The sequence below is a fragment of the Bacillus sp. S/N-304-OC-R1 genome (assembly GCF_019749375.1).
Taxonomy (GTDB): Bacteria; Bacillota; Bacilli; order Bacillales; family Cytobacillaceae; genus Cytobacillus.
On record NZ_JACWFE010000024.1, the window covers coordinates 327028 to 341389 of the forward strand.

Consider the following 14362-nt stretch of genomic DNA (forward strand, 5'->3'; position numbering starts at 1 on the left):
TCCAGATTTCTGGACTAAATATCAGGCATGCCATACTTTTTTAATTTTTCATACATAGATGATTTACTTATTCCTAGCGCCTTTGCAGCTTCGAGCTTGTCATTGTGATATTTATTTAAGCTTTGGAGCAGCACTTTCTTTTCTGTTTCCTCTAATATTTCCTTTAATTTCTTGGTGCCAACAGGATAAACAGATGATTCCTTTAAGTAGTCAGGTAAGGAGTCTAATGAAATAACCTCATCATTCGTTAAGTGGATTGAGGCTTCAATAACATTTTCAAGCTCTCTTATATTTCCTGGCCAGCTGTACTGGTTAAAAAGCTCAATCACTTCTTCATCAACATGGCTTATTCGTTTCCCCGATTTTTTCGTTATTTTCTTGATGAAATAATCAAGAAGTACCGGAATGTCCTCCATTCTTTCTCGAAGCGGCGGAATCAAAAATGGGATCACATTAATTCGATAAAATAAGTCCTGGCGGAATCTTTTTTCATCCATCATTTTTTCGAGCGGACGGTTAGTGGCGGCAATAATTCTCACATCTACGGAAATAGGCTCAGTCGAACCAACACTTTCCACTTCTCCCTCCTGAAGCACTCTCAATAGCTTTACCTGCATATTCATCGGCATGTCGCCAATTTCATCTAAAAATAATGTTCCTCCGTCGGCAAGCTGGAACTTCCCTTTCTTCCCTCCTTTTTTGGCTCCTGTAAATGCCCCTTCCTCATAGCCAAATAATTCCGATTCCAGCAGATTTTCAGGGATAGCCCCACAGTTTATTTTTACGAAAGGCTGATGGCTTCTATTGCTTAATTGATGAATGCTGTGAGCAAAAAGCTCCTTTCCAGTCCCGCTTTCTCCACGAATTAGGACTGAAATGTCACTGGAAGCAATCATTTTTACTTTTTCCTTTAGACTTTCGATTTCCTTAGATGCCCCCAATAAATCTTCAAGGCTATATTTCACACTGCGATCGATATCTTGAATATAGCTTTGGATCTTTGCCAGCATGCTCTTCACATGGCTATTCATCTTCATCCATTCTCTCGTATCACGAAAGAACACCGTTCCAAATGCGCCAACAACTTGTCCATCTATAATAATAGGAATGCGGTTCGCGATCATATAGTTCCCTTTTATATATTGCAGATCGGCTACTTCTTCCTTACCCGTGGCCGCAACAATATGCATACGGGAGTTTTCGATTACCTTTGAAACATGCAGTCCAATAACCTTCTCACGTTCAACCTCTAAAAAATCACAATAGTTTTTGTTTATATATGTAATCACACCTACTTTATCCACGACCACTAGCCATCCGAAGGCATTTTCAAGAATGGTTTCGACAATCTCAATTGGTATATCTAAAAGTGCGTTTTTCATGTTACTCCCCTTATTGGTTATTTAGTTTTATTTTATCATAATTATTAGAATATTTAATTTGAGTATGTATTTTTCAGCCGGTTTCGGTCAAAAAAGGGAGTAAAGATAAAATGGAGTGATTAAATTGAAAGCTATTACTTTTATTAATGAGGGCATTTATCGAAAGGTTGGTATAATGGGGCACTGTCAAAAAGCGGTTCAATCTTTTATTGATGCGAACCAATTTCAGACTATTAAGCTCAATCCATATCAGCTTCATTTTCATTACACGATTCCTCACGCTCTGCTATTTGATCTACAGCAGGCTAAAGCCAATTTTGATTATTTAGTAATGTATTCCAATAATGATATGCAGGAATTTATTTATATGTATCCTGCAAAGTGGTTGATATTAAAAAGTTATTTTTCAAAAGTCATTTTTGTAGAGGAAATGGTTCATTAAAAAAAGACCTGCTAAAATGCAGGCCTTTAAGAAGCTTGTGCTATATTTTCTGTCTTTTTCATTTTCTTATCATAGAAAAGGGTTGTAAAAATTGAAATAACGAGCAGGCCGATAATTAATGAAAATAGCATCGGCATTCCATATATATCAACAAGGATTCCGCCTAATAGCGGACCAACCATACGCCCGCCTGTAGCCATGCTATTGACAATCCCCTGATAAAATCCTTCTTTTCCTTTTGGTGCAAGAGTATTTGCTATCGTTGGCACTGCTGGCCATACTAACATCTCACCAATCGTTAAAATAATCATCCCCGCAAGAAAAGCAGCAAACTGATGCGCAACCGAAACAACGCCGAAGGATATAATAAAAATTATGATTCCTAAGTTAATTTGCATTTTCAAGGATTTAATACGTCGGACTAGCAGATTCACTACTGGCTGGCCAAGTACGATCAATGCTCCATTAATCGTCCAAAGCAAACTATATTGTCTTAATGAAATATTTAATTCCTGTGTAAAGGAAGCAATAGTCGTTTGCCATTGAACATAGCCCACCCAGCATAAACTATAGCCTAAACATAAAATTAGCAGCGCGTACAATTTAGAATGATCTTTTACAACTAGGCCTTTCTTAGGAGCTGCCTGCGTACCTGATTCTACTTGTATACCTTTATATCCAAAAAACGCAATGAAAAGAAAGACAATATACATAATCATATTTGCGATAAATATTAGCTGGAAAGAGAATGATGCGACAAATCCTCCAAGAGCGGCTCCAATGGCAACTCCAAGGTTTTGTGATACATACAGGGCATTAAAGGATTTTCTTCCGCCTTCCTTCCATACAGATCCTGCCATTGCATACATAGAAGGAAAAATAATTCCCGCTCCAAATCCTACAACTGTTAAAAAGACTACGTACGTGGGCCACCCATTCCAAAAGGTTAAACCAATTAAGGACAATAATGATATTCCCGCTCCAAGCAAAATTGACTTATATCCGCCAATTTTATCAAAAAGGATTCCCCCGAATAAGTTCCCAATTACACTGGCTCCTGAGTTTAACATTAATACGATTCCTGCAATTGATAATGATTTCCCCAGATGGTCGTGAATATAGATCGTGTTTAAAGGCCATAAAAAAGAAGAGCCTGTCACATTCACCACCATCCCAATTATTAAAAGCCATAAGGCACGTGGCATGATAAACCCCTCCCTTTTTTAATAACGGTTATCTATATAGATTTCTTTATTCTTTTGAGTATCAAAGCAATTTTATTTCTTTTTTACTGTCCTTGCAATATATATTCACCTAACGTTTAAATCACGGAAAATACACAATATTCATTGAAAAGCGGAAGCGCCTTGAGGCAAAATTAAAACCCTCCATTTTTGGAGGGTTAAGATTATTCAGGTCTGAATTTTGATTTTACTGGCTGACCTTGTTTTTCATATTTCTTTTTCGCCTGTTTGATAATGTCATAATCCTGTCCGGCTTCGATATCTTGATTATTTATACCATTTCTATTTTTTTGCTCTGGGTTACTTTGTTTTGATCGTTTTTTCACTGTGACCATCACTCCTTAATAAGGATGCGTAATCATTTGATTCTGAAGCTGCTGCAGTTGAAGCCTCATCCGGTGAAGCTGTTCCCTTTGCTGAGCATTTGCACTTAACGCTAGCTTCGCTAAGTCGTTATAGGCATTCTCCAGTGACTGCAGAGCATCTGTATACCCAATTTCATTATGATGCTCTTGTGTTCTGACCTCTTGCATTTGATCATTGGCAAATCGAATTGCATCCTCACATTGCTGAATCAAGTTATCTACAGAGTCACGAGTAGCCAATTGTATCCCCTCCTGAATGAATGGGTCTTTTCAGAAGCTATTGCTTCATCTCTTAGTTTGTTCATATTTCTATTTCCTATTTCACAATTTCGTTGGCAATATTCGCTTACAGCTATTACATTTGGAATAGGATTTCTGTTAAGATATTTTCTATGTAATAATTTTTAAAATAATAATCCCTATATAAATAGGAGGTTTTCCAATTGAATCAGCAAAACCCTTTTCTTTTTGCATCTGATAATAAACGTTACCATACATGGAATTACCATTTAAGAAATGAATTTGGCCGTAAGGTTTTTAAGGTGGCCCTTGATGGCGGGTTTGACTGCCCGAATCGTGACGGTACAGTTGCTTATGGAGGCTGTACATTCTGCAGTGCAGCAGGCTCTGGAGATTTTGCCGGAAATCGGACGGACGATATTGAAACACAATTTCATGAGATAAAGAACAAAATGCATCAAAAATGGAAAGATGGCAAATACATGGCTTATTTCCAAGCATTTACGAATACACACGCTCCTGTAGAAGTACTTAGAAATATGTATGAAAAAGTATTAAATCTGGAGGATGTTGTCGGTCTTTCTATTGCAACAAGACCTGACTGTTTGCCAGATGATGTTGTGGAATACTTAGCAGAGTTAAATCAGAGAACATATTTATGGGTGGAGCTTGGTTTGCAGACTGTTCATGAAAGAACGGGATTGCTCATTAATCGTGCTCATGATTATCAATGCTATGTTGACGGTGTGAACAAGCTTCGGAAGCATGGAATTCGCGTTTGTTCGCACATTATTAATGGACTTCCGCTCGAAACGCCAGAAATGATGATGGAAACCGCTCGTGAAGTTGCTAAGCTAGATGTGCAAGGAATAAAAATCCATCTCCTTCATTTGTTAAAAGGGACTCCTATGGTGAAGCAATATGAAAAAGGAATGTTAGAATTTTTATCATTTGATCAATATATAAATTTAGTATGTGATCAACTAGAAATTTTACCGCCGGAAATGATTGTTCACCGCATTACTGGAGACGGACCAATTGAGCTAATGATTGGACCGATGTGGAGCGTGAATAAATGGGAGGTTCTCAATTCCATTGATGCCGAGCTTAAGAGACGAAATAGCTGGCAAGGAAAGTATTATAAAGCAAGCAACCTGGAGGTACAAGCATGAAGCTAGATGGAGTTTTGCCATTTGCAAGGATGCTGCTTGAAAAAGCAGTTAACCCAGGCGACATTGCAGTAGACGCCACTTTAGGCAATGGACATGATACATTATTTCTTGCTAAGTTGGTTGGAGATACTGGATTCGTTTACGGCTTTGATATACAGGAAGAAGCTATTTTATCTACAAAAAAAAGAATAGCTGAGCAGTCGTTTACTGACTGTGTCACTTTATTTCATAAAGGGCATGAACATATTTTATCCAGCATCCCAGTAGATCATCACGGAAAAATTAAAGGAGCGATTTTTAATCTAGGCTATTTGCCTGGCGGAGATAAAACGATTGTAACTGTTCCAGAGACAACTATTTCAGCAATCCAGCAGCTTCTTGACATTATGGCACAAGAAGGCATAATTGTCCTAGTTGTATACCATGGCCATGATGAAGGAAAGCTTGAGCGAGATGCTCTGCTTCAGTATGTAAAAGAATTAGATCAAAAAGAAGCACATGTCCTTCAATATCAATTTATTAATCAAAAGAATAATCCGCCATTTATTGTGGCCATTGAGAAAAGATGATTGTATGGGAGTGGCGGATATATTCCGAAACTAGCGGATATATTCCGAAACTGGCGGATATATTCCGGAACTGGCGGATATATTCCGAATCTGGCGGATATATTCCGAAACTCGCCGATATATCCTAATTTCCAATCAATTAATTGATACAATATTCCCTTGAGAACGCAAAAAACCTGCATAACCGCAGGTTTTTTGCCTTTTTCATTTAAGAAATGCCCTTATTAGTCCCGCTGGAATCCATTTTTGCATAGTTCGGTAGGCTCTCCCATTTAAGTAAAAGAAAAAACTGATCATGCCTCCGGTTCTAATCATTCCGCGAGCTAGCTTCTTGACATTTCTTTGCTTGCGGACTTTTTCATCTGATAAATAAATGCCTAGGAGTCCGCGATTAATCAGCTGATGAAACCGTTTGTGCGGGAGCTGCTCTGTGTGTCTGTCTGCTTCTTGAACAAAATGCTTTAACCGGTCAAATAGCTGATCTTCACTTTCGTAGTAAAAACAGAAATTTAAGTCTCCCCCAGCACGGTCCTCTTCCTGATCGATGAAATAATCTAGTAATATATGCAAACCTTGTATGTAAGGGAAATAGCCATTTCGTATATTTTTAGCATCTTCCACTTTAAAATCCTCGCTCATCGCATATGAAACGAGGCAAAAAATACCTAAAGTTGAGCCAGAACAGGCTGAGAATTCATACCATTCCATCTCGGGAATATGTGCCTTGTACTCATCGAACCAACTTTGAAGACGTGGAACACGTTCATCCACTCGCACATGTTTATGAATTTGCAAATCACAATAATACCGGCAAAGTTCTAATAGATAGTCCTTTATTTCATCATAATGTGCAATATCCGATAAAACTTCCCTGCACGCAGCAGCCAAATCAGCTAAATAATTTCCGTCATTCTGCTCATTTCTAAAACGGTAATAATTATTCTCTTCGGCATCTATCAAAAGTGAATGGATCATTGATTCATGGAGAGCAGAAAAGTCTTCTGGATCAAGGGAAGTACTGCGATCACATAAATTATCCAAATAGTCACTGATTGTTTGGTAGGCAACGATAAACTTAATGGCTTTTTCATAATGATCTTTTGCCATTAATGCCATAATAGCGCCGCCTTCACAATGAAAGGTCTTATGCTTAATGCTCGCTAATGCCTGTTTTCTTAATTCCGGATCTGGAATATTTCCTGCTCTATCTCGCCAATAATTCAATTCCTTATGAACAATAGGCAGAACCTTTCGATAAACTTTTGACATTAGACTGATAGGCATGGATGGGACACCCATAAAAACTCACTCCTTAAAAAAGCGCAAGCGCCTTCGAAACAATTAAAGGACGATTGTTACTGTGGTGTATTCTCGCTGAAGCTATCCTTTGTAATATTCCTAGACAAGGGCTTATCCGTCAGGGCAGGCGCTGGCTAGACATCAAACAATGTACCCAATTGCTTTTAACTGGCTATTGACAAAGTCCTTCGCATATTCAAAAACCTCTTCTCTTTCAGGCTCATTAAAAATTTCATGGTAACATTTGGACCATTCTTTAAATCGCTTTTCAGAGAAGGGGGCAAGGTTGAACCAGTCACTAACCAATTTCTTATTGACTATTAAATCTTCTCCGCCTTGCATTACAAGCAATGGAATATCATGGGTTTTACCTAAATTTTCGAAGGCAAGCTTAATAGCATGAACAAGCTCACGATACCATCTGACAGATACCTTTGTTACATACAAAGTATCATTTGAATCCGCATCGCGTACATCAATATTTCTCGTTGCCATGTCAACTGTAAGTCCTGAATTTATACGGAAGCCCGGGACTATACTATTTAATGCAAAAGAAATCATGTTTAGTACCTTATTAGGCTTCTTCACTAATCCTAGGCAAGGAGAAGACAATATGACACCTGCTAATTTCAATCGCTCTTCTTGCAATAGACGAATTGCAATGAGGCCACCCATACTGTGTCCAAGCAAAAACACCGGCAGCTCAAATTGATAGGCTGCCTGAATCCAATCCTTAACCTCGTGCAAATATTCATCAAAAGAATCAATATGACCTCGCCGCGATCTAGTAGTCATCCCTTGGCCCGGAAGATCTCCCATAATGACATGAAAGCCTGACAAGCGCCACATTTCGATAAGCCAACCGTAGCGGCGATGATGCTCCATTGCACCATGGACCATGACAATGACTCCTTTTGCCTCTCCTTCAGCTTCCCATTTCCACATCATTTATCCTCCTAAACCTATGTTGAACGAAATCGTTATTGTAAATTATAACGCAGAAACATTTTTTCATCATTAGTTACACCTTGCTGATTCGTCAATTTTCGATCCATTATTAAGAAATTTCGACTTTTTTAACTGAGAAGGTATCATAAATCTTCTCGACTAAACAAGTACATTATCTTCTATGGTAAACTTAATATACAAAATCATTTAAAGGAGAATCAAACATGATCTATCCATATAAAGATAAACACCCAAAAATAGCAGACTCTGTCTTCATCGCAGATTATGCTACTGTTACAGGTGATGTTGAAATTGGAGATGAATCCAGTGTATGGTTCAATACCGTGATTAGAGGAGACGTCGCTCCTACCATCATCGGAAAAAAAGTAAATATCCAAGATAACTCTGTTTTACACCAAAGCCCAAACAATCCTCTTATCCTAGAAGATGAAGTAACTGTTGGGCATCAGGTTGTTTTACATAGCTGCATTATTCGCCGAAAAGCGTTAATCGGGATGGGTTCCATTATTCTTGATGGGGCGGAAATCGGCGAAGGTGCATTTATCGGTGCCGGCAGCCTTGTTCCTCAAGGAAAAAAAATTCCGCCAAATACGCTCGCCTTTGGCCGTCCTGCTAAGGTCATTCGCGAGTTAACACCAGATGATATTGAAGATATGGAAAGAATAAGCAGAGAATATGCTGAAAAAGCTCAGTTCTATAAATCGCTACAAAAATAACCTTTTATGAAGTACTTATTCTTCCCATCTGTTGCTTAATTACTCATTATGAGAGCGGCAGGCAGTTCACTGTCAAACTTTCTTTCAAAATATACTGAGTACCAAAGCATGAAAATTATTACTGTCCAAAGTTTTCGGCTATTATCTTGTTTATTTGAACAGTGATCATCTAGCAATTTGTACACATAATCCTTATTAAATAAATGATCCGTGTTGCTTTCACGGATTATTTTTTTTGCCCAATCATGCATTTCATTCTTGAGCCACAATCTAATCGGCACTGGGAATCCTAGCTTCTTTCGATGCAGGACATGATCAGGAATTATTCCTTCTGCCGCTTTCCGTAAAATATATTTAGTTGTTCTGTTTGAAACTTTTAAACTGCTTGGTATTTGGGAGGCAATCTCAAATATCTTCCTATCAAGAAAAGGCAGCCGAAATATGAGCGAATGAGCCCTTGCCACTTTATCAGCTTTTAGAAGAATATCTCCTCTTAGCCATGTGTGAAGATCGATATATTGCATTCGGCTAATCTGGTCATAATGCGCGCATTCCTTGTAGAGCGGAGCAGTAATTTTAGTAAAGCTTAATCCTTCATTATAATATTGGAAAAGAAATTCTTTTTCTTCTTCGGAAAAAATTTTCGCATTGCCAATATATCTTTCTTCTAAAGGTGTTACTCCCCGTTCGATGAAGCTTCTTCCCTTCATACCATCAGGAATTAGCTTTACTAAAGAACGGAGAACTCTTTTTAAAAAATGCGGGAAATACTGAAATAGCTTTAAAGAATGAGGTTCATGATAAATCCGATAGCCCCCAAACAATTCATCCGCTCCCTCACCCGACATGACTACCTTCACATATTTTTTAGCTTCTTTTGCAGCAAAATAAAGCGGGATGCACGCTGGATCTGCAAGAGGATCTTCCAGGGAATAAATAATCTTGGGCAATTCATTCATAAATTCCTCTGGTGTAATCACTCTGCTTATATTATCGATTCCAAGCCTTACTGCAGTTTCCTGAGCAACGTCTAGTTCACTAAATCCTTGTTGTTCAAATCCAACTGTGAAGGTTTTCAAACCCGGATAATATTCTTTTGCAATCGAAGCGATAATCGTTGAATCAACGCCTCCGGACAGAAAGGACCCAATTGGTAAATCAGCTTGTAAATGCAGTTGTATCGTTTCTGCTAATGCATCTCGAATCTCCTTAGTAAAATCTGCTTCCTGCTTAGCAACTGGATGAAAAACCGCCTTCCAGTAACGTGTAACCTTCATTGGCTGGCCCATTTTCTTTATAAAATAATGACCCGGTTCCAGCTTTTTTATCCCGCATGTCAATGAATTTTGCTCAGGGACAAACTGATACGATAAATAATGCTGTACCGCCTCATTATTTATTTCTGTACATTTAATCCTCTCCCTAATGCTTTTCATTTCAGTAGCAAAATAGTTCTCTTCCGCACTTTCATAATAGTAGAGGGGTTTAATTCCAAAACGATCTCTCGCTCCAAATAAAACCTTTTCTTCACTATCCCAAATAACAAATGAAAACATACCACGAAGCTTTTCAATCATTTGTTCTTTATAACGGCTATATAATATCAGTAAAACTTCAGTGTTAGTCTTAAGTATGATTTCTTCATTGATAAGATCTTGCTGCAGCCCATCATCGTAATAAATTTCTCCATCAAAAACGATTACGTATCTCTCAGTTAAAGAGAATATTAGCTGCTGGTTAGCGTCTCCAAGTCTGCTATATGTGAGTTCTATATGCTTATCAGCATAATCGAATGAACCCCTATGGTCTTGGATTTTCTGCTTATCTGAATATCCTACAAAAAAACTATGCATGATCTATTTCCTCCACTCTTATTCAATAAAAAAATAAGATGAAAGGTCTGTTTCAGTTGATCAAATAAATAGTGAATATAAGGGAAGCTATTTCGAGGTATGGGCTGAGGATTTTTTTCCAATCATCTATCAAGCATTCTAAGATAAGACGAATAAAAAAAACGGAAGTTACATTAAAAATGCAACTCCCGCTTTTTCATTATTATAGAGCAGCCGAGCGTAATGCTTCAGCTTTATCTGTACGCTCCCATGGTAAGTCAATATCAGTACGACCGAAATGTCCATAAGCAGCTGTTTGCTTATAGATAGGACGGCGAAGATTTAACATATTAATAATGCCCGCTGGGCGAAGGTCAAAGTTTTTGCGGATTAAATCTACAAGAACCTCTTCTTCTACCTTTCCAGTTCCGAAAGTATCAACAGAAATTGATACCGGCTGAGCTACACCGATTGCATAAGCAAGCTGAACTTCAACTTTATCTGCAAGACCAGCAGCAACGATATTTTTCGCTACATAACGAGCAGCATAGGCAGCAGAACGGTCAACCTTTGTAGGATCCTTACCAGAGAATGCACCGCCGCCGTGACGAGCATATCCGCCATAAGTATCTACGATGATTTTACGGCCAGTTAAGCCTGCATCACCTTGAGGTCCCCCAATTACGAAACGGCCAGTAGGGTTGATGAAGTATTTAGTATCCTCATCAATTAGTTCTTTTGGTACAACCGGATTAATAACATGCTCTTTAATATTGCGCTGAATTTGCTCTAAGCTAATTTCAGGGTGATGCTGAGTAGAAATAACGATCGTATCAATACGAACCGGTTTGTTGTTTTCATCATACTCTACTGTTACCTGAGTTTTTCCGTCTGGGCGAAGATACGGAAGGATATCTTCTTTACGTACTTCAGTCAAACGGCGTGATAATTTATGAGCTAATGAAATTGGAAGAGGCATAAGCTCTTTTGTTTCATTACAAGCAAATCCGAACATTAAACCTTGGTCTCCAGCACCGATTGCTTCAATTTCTTCATCACTCATCTTACCTTCACGTGCTTCTAGTGCTTGGTCAACACCCATTGCGATATCAGCTGATTGTTCATCAATAGAAGTTAAAACAGCACATGTTTCAGAATCGAAGCCATATTTGGCACGAGTATAGCCGATCTCTTTTACAGTTTCACGTACGATTTTTGGAATATCTACATAAGTAGATGTAGTAATTTCACCTGCGACTAATACTAAACCAGTCGTAACAGATGTTTCCGCAGCCACACGAGCATTGGCATCCTGTGCTAAAATAGCATCTAAAATAGCATCAGAGATTTGGTCACAAATTTTATCCGGATGACCTTCAGTTACAGATTCAGATGTAAACAAACGACGTTTTGTTGACATTCTGGGATTCCTCCTTATATATAAAATAAGCGAGTTTGCTTTCTTTAGTAGAGGTTCAAAAAATGATCCCTTTGAACGGCCGTTTATATGAAAGCATCCTCAAAAATTTGATACGGAACTCATTCCCTAAGTAGTATGAAATAAATTTGGAGTTTTTATTATAAAAGCGTCTGGCTAAACTTCAGCCAACCCTCAAAATGCAAAATAAAAAACCTTTCCATCCATGTGAAAAGGTTGAAGCAAATCGATTCGCGCCTTTCACTCTTATCGTTCAAGGATCTAGTCCTTGCGTCAGGTTAGCACCTTTGCTAATAAAATAAGTTAAGCAGGTTGCTGGGCTTCATTGGGCCTGTCCCTCCGCCAGCTCGGGATAAGAGAGTATCCGTTCAAGGATAAATCATAACTTAATTAATAAAAAGAAGTCAATAAAATTCTTAATTATTTTGGTGTTTTTTTAATACTCATGTACATCATAATGAACAACTGCCATTATCACATTTTTTACGTAGAAATTTATGGCGATTTTTTGCTATCCATTTATATAAAGGATCGCCTAAAAAAGACATTCCAGGAATATATAAGAAAAATCCAAAAAGACTTGCAGGCGGGGATAGAAGAAGTAAATGCCTAACAGCATTATAACCTTTTAAAACTTTTCCGTTAGAAGTAATAATATGGAGCTCTCTCCGTAAACTTGTTCGATCAAAGGAAATCAATTGATTTTTTCTCTCATAATCCTGCAGCGAAACCCATTCAATTTTGCGAAGCCAATCAATTTTTTTAAATATTTGTTTAGATTCCTTGCATAAACTACAAGTTTCGTCGTATAATGCAGTCGTTTTCATATATATATCAGCCCCATACTTTTTGTTAGAATTATTTTATCATATTTAGCCTTTTTCACCTTTGTTCCATTTTTTCTAGCATAGTATTGCCGTATTGTATCTGAAACGAATGTCAAAAATATTTAACAAAAAAATCAGCCATTAGTATAGACTAATGATCTAAATGTGTTATACTATTTGTAATTGAAATGTCTTTCATAAATTTAATGTAAAAGGAAGGTATTCATCAGATGAATTCTGTTAGCATTCCGAATCAATTATCGGATTTATTAAAAGGAAATAATATTCAAGTGCAGCTATCCGTTCCACAGCTTGTGGAAAAGGTTCTTAATCGTAAAGAAGGTTCGCTTACGTCAACTGGAGCTGTTGTCGCAACAACAGGTAAATATACAGGACGTTCTCCAAAGGATAAATACATTGTAGAAGAGGCAACTTCAAAAGATAAAGTAGATTGGGGAAGTGTTAACCAGCCTATTTCAGAAGAGGTTTTTACAAGCCTTTACGAAAAAGTATTAAACTACTTAAAAGAAAAAGATGAAGTTTTTGTTTTTAAAGGATTTGCTGGTGCTGACACAAAACATCGCCTTCCAATTCAAGTGATAAATGAATATGCTTGGCATAATTTATTTGCTCATCAGCTTTTCATCCGTCCATCAGATGAGGAGCTACTAGATCATCAAGCAGAATTCACTGTAATTTCAGCTCCAAACTTTAAGGCAGATCCAACTGTTGATGGTACTGCTTCTGAAACATTTATTATTGTATCATTTGAGCGCCGTACAGTATTAATTGGCGGAACTGAATATGCTGGAGAAATTAAAAAATCTATTTTCTCTGTTATGAACTATTTATTGCCTGAAAACGGAATTTTACCAATGCACTGCTCTGCAAACGTTGGACTTGAAGGAGATGTAGCATTATTCTTCGGACTTTCCGGAACTGGTAAAACGACTTTATCAGCTGATCCAAATCGCCGTCTAATCGGTGACGATGAGCACGGCTGGTCACCAAATGGCGTATTCAATATTGAAGGCGGTTGCTATGCAAAAACGATTGGCTTAACTCGTGAAAAAGAACCACAAATTTTTGATGCGATTCGCTTCGGTTCTGTTCTTGAAAATGTTGTTATTAACGCTGAATCTCGTGTAGCAGATTATGACGATAACACACTTACTGAAAATACTCGTGCAGCTTACCCGCTGCAAGCAATAGATAATATTGTGGATCCAAGCATTGCAGGTCATCCAAATACAATTGTATTCTTAACTGCCGATGCATTTGGCGTATTGCCTCCAATCGCGAAGCTTTCTAAAGAGCAAGCGATGTACCATTTCTTAAGCGGATATACATCTAAGCTTGCTGGTACTGAGCGCGGCATTACATCACCGCAAGCAACATTCTCAACTTGCTTCGGTTCACCATTCCTTCCGCTTCCTGCAACTGAGTATGCAGAAATGCTAGGAAAGAAAATCGATGAGCACAACGCAAAAGTATTCCTTGTGAATACAGGCTGGACTGGCGGCGAATATGGCGTTGGAAGCCGTATGAAGCTTGCTTACACTCGTTCAATGGTACAATCCGCTCTAGAAGGCGAATTAAATAACGTAGAGACAATCAAGGACGAAATCTTCGGTCTAGAAATTCCTCTTCATGTACCAGGTGTTCCTGATGAAGTGCTTCAACCTAACAAAACATGGGTTGATCAAGCAGCCTACGAAGCAAAAGCAAAGGAATTAGCATCTAAATTCCGTGAAAACTTTAAGAAATTCTCAAACGTTTCTGCTGAAATCGAAGAAAAAGGCGGACCGGTTGCTTAATATAAAAAGGGGTGTCCATTGGTGCTGCACCCCAAAAGTTAGAGTTAAAA

The 14362-nt window shown here is 38.1% G+C and carries 14 protein-coding genes and 1 riboswitch; of the genes, 5 read left to right on the top strand and 9 right to left on the bottom strand.

Going from position 1 to position 14362, the window contains the following annotated elements; all coding sequences use genetic code 11:
* Positions 1-14 precede the first annotated feature (14 nt).
* Positions 15-1382: a sigma-54 interaction domain-containing protein gene (locus tag H0173_RS20025; protein ID WP_221848533.1), complete on the bottom strand. Its 1368-nt coding sequence runs from the start codon at positions 1380-1382 to the stop codon at positions 15-17.
* Between the two features lie 124 nt (positions 1383-1506).
* Here H0173_RS20025 and H0173_RS20030 point away from each other — a divergent pair, with 124 nt between their 5' ends.
* Entirely contained in the window at positions 1507-1824 is a 318-nt protein-coding gene (locus tag H0173_RS20030; RefSeq protein ID WP_221848534.1) for a hypothetical protein, read from the top strand.
* A gap of 26 nt (positions 1825-1850) precedes the next feature.
* Here H0173_RS20030 and H0173_RS20035 read toward each other — a convergent pair whose 3' ends face one another.
* The 3 genes from H0173_RS20035 to H0173_RS20045 form a co-directional block, all read right to left on the bottom strand.
* Positions 1851-3029: an MDR family MFS transporter gene (locus H0173_RS20035; protein ID WP_221848535.1), complete on the bottom strand. Its 1179-nt coding sequence runs from the start codon at positions 3027-3029 to the stop codon at positions 1851-1853.
* A gap of 203 nt (positions 3030-3232) precedes the next feature.
* Entirely contained in the window at positions 3233-3394 is a 162-nt protein-coding gene (locus H0173_RS20040) for a glycogen biosynthesis protein GlgD (RefSeq protein ID WP_221848536.1), read from the bottom strand.
* Positions 3395-3409: 15 nt separating this feature from the next.
* On the bottom strand, positions 3410-3673 hold the full coding sequence (locus H0173_RS20045; RefSeq protein ID WP_221848537.1) for a YtzC family protein: 264 nt from the start codon (positions 3671-3673) through the stop codon (positions 3410-3412).
* Positions 3674-3876: 203 nt separating this feature from the next.
* Between H0173_RS20045 and mnmL the strand changes: the two genes are divergently transcribed.
* Together mnmL and mnmM are read left to right on the top strand one after the other, a co-directional pair.
* The gene (gene mnmL / locus H0173_RS20050) at positions 3877-4845 is read left to right on the top strand and encodes a tRNA modification radical SAM protein MnmL/YtqA (protein ID WP_221848538.1); all 969 of its coding nucleotides are present in this window, start codon (positions 3877-3879) and stop codon (positions 4843-4845) included.
* Positions 4842-5414 carry a tRNA 5-(aminomethyl)-2-thiouridylate-methyltransferase MnmM gene (mnmM, locus tag H0173_RS20055; protein ID WP_221848539.1) on the top strand — a complete coding sequence of 191 codons (573 nt, stop codon included), beginning with the start codon at positions 4842-4844 and terminating at the stop codon, positions 5412-5414. Before mnmL ends, mnmM begins: the two co-directional genes overlap by 4 nt.
* Positions 5415-5618: 204 nt before the next feature.
* Here the strand turns inward: mnmM and H0173_RS20060 are convergent, their stop codons facing one another.
* The gene (locus H0173_RS20060; RefSeq protein ID WP_221848540.1) at positions 5619-6713 is read right to left on the bottom strand and encodes a tetraprenyl-beta-curcumene synthase family protein; all 1095 of its coding nucleotides are present in this window, start codon (positions 6711-6713) and stop codon (positions 5619-5621) included.
* Between the two features lie 141 nt (positions 6714-6854).
* The gene (locus H0173_RS20065; RefSeq protein WP_221848541.1) at positions 6855-7658 is read right to left on the bottom strand and encodes an alpha/beta hydrolase; all 804 of its coding nucleotides are present in this window, start codon (positions 7656-7658) and stop codon (positions 6855-6857) included.
* A 227-nt stretch (positions 7659-7885) separates the two neighbouring features.
* Here H0173_RS20065 and H0173_RS20070 point away from each other — a divergent pair, with 227 nt between their 5' ends.
* On the top strand, positions 7886-8398 hold the full coding sequence (locus H0173_RS20070) for a gamma carbonic anhydrase (RefSeq protein ID WP_221848542.1): 513 nt from the start codon (positions 7886-7888) through the stop codon (positions 8396-8398).
* 35 nt (positions 8399-8433) lie between these two features.
* Here H0173_RS20070 and asnB read toward each other — a convergent pair whose 3' ends face one another.
* The 3 genes from asnB to H0173_RS20085 form a co-directional block, all read right to left on the bottom strand.
* Positions 8434-10251 (bottom strand): asparagine synthase (glutamine-hydrolyzing), encoded by a 1818-nt coding sequence (gene asnB / locus H0173_RS20075; RefSeq protein ID WP_221848543.1) that lies wholly within the window; start codon positions 10249-10251, stop codon positions 8434-8436.
* A 202-nt stretch (positions 10252-10453) separates the two neighbouring features.
* The gene (gene metK, locus H0173_RS20080; protein ID WP_221848544.1) at positions 10454-11650 is read right to left on the bottom strand and encodes a methionine adenosyltransferase; all 1197 of its coding nucleotides are present in this window, start codon (positions 11648-11650) and stop codon (positions 10454-10456) included.
* A gap of 261 nt (positions 11651-11911) precedes the next feature.
* Positions 11912-12027, bottom strand: a riboswitch (SAM riboswitch).
* A gap of 93 nt (positions 12028-12120) precedes the next feature.
* Positions 12121-12495: a thiol-disulfide oxidoreductase DCC family protein gene (locus H0173_RS20085; RefSeq protein ID WP_221848545.1), complete on the bottom strand. Its 375-nt coding sequence runs from the start codon at positions 12493-12495 to the stop codon at positions 12121-12123.
* Positions 12496-12725: 230 nt separating this feature from the next.
* Here H0173_RS20085 and pckA point away from each other — a divergent pair, with 230 nt between their 5' ends.
* The gene (gene pckA / locus H0173_RS20090; protein WP_221848546.1) at positions 12726-14312 is read left to right on the top strand and encodes a phosphoenolpyruvate carboxykinase (ATP); all 1587 of its coding nucleotides are present in this window, start codon (positions 12726-12728) and stop codon (positions 14310-14312) included.
* The last annotated feature ends 50 nt before the right edge of the window (positions 14313-14362 follow it).

Bases quoted from the DNA above. Each gene is read 5' to 3' on its own strand.
- asnB (WP_221848543.1), bottom strand. From the start codon at position 10,251: ATGCATAGTTTTTTTGTAGGATATTCAGATAAGCAGAAAATCCAAGAC.
- metK (WP_221848544.1), bottom strand. From the start codon at position 11,650: ATGTCAACAAAACGTCGTTTGTTTACATCTGAATCTGTAACTGAAGGT.
- H0173_RS20060 (WP_221848540.1), bottom strand. From the start codon at position 6,713: ATGGGTGTCCCATCCATGCCTATCAGTCTAATGTCAAAAGTTTATCGA.
- H0173_RS20065 (WP_221848541.1), bottom strand. From the start codon at position 7,658: ATGTGGAAATGGGAAGCTGAAGGAGAGGCAAAAGGAGTCATTGTCATG.
- H0173_RS20025 (WP_221848533.1), bottom strand. From the start codon at position 1,382: ATGAAAAACGCACTTTTAGATATACCAATTGAGATTGTCGAAACCATT.
- H0173_RS20070 (WP_221848542.1), top strand. From the start codon at position 7,886: ATGATCTATCCATATAAAGATAAACACCCAAAAATAGCAGACTCTGTC.
- H0173_RS20035 (WP_221848535.1), bottom strand. From the start codon at position 3,029: ATGCCACGTGCCTTATGGCTTTTAATAATTGGGATGGTGGTGAATGTG.
- pckA (WP_221848546.1), top strand. From the start codon at position 12,726: ATGAATTCTGTTAGCATTCCGAATCAATTATCGGATTTATTAAAAGGA.
- H0173_RS20085 (WP_221848545.1), bottom strand. From the start codon at position 12,495: ATGAAAACGACTGCATTATACGACGAAACTTGTAGTTTATGCAAGGAA.
- mnmM (WP_221848539.1), top strand. From the start codon at position 4,842: ATGAAGCTAGATGGAGTTTTGCCATTTGCAAGGATGCTGCTTGAAAAA.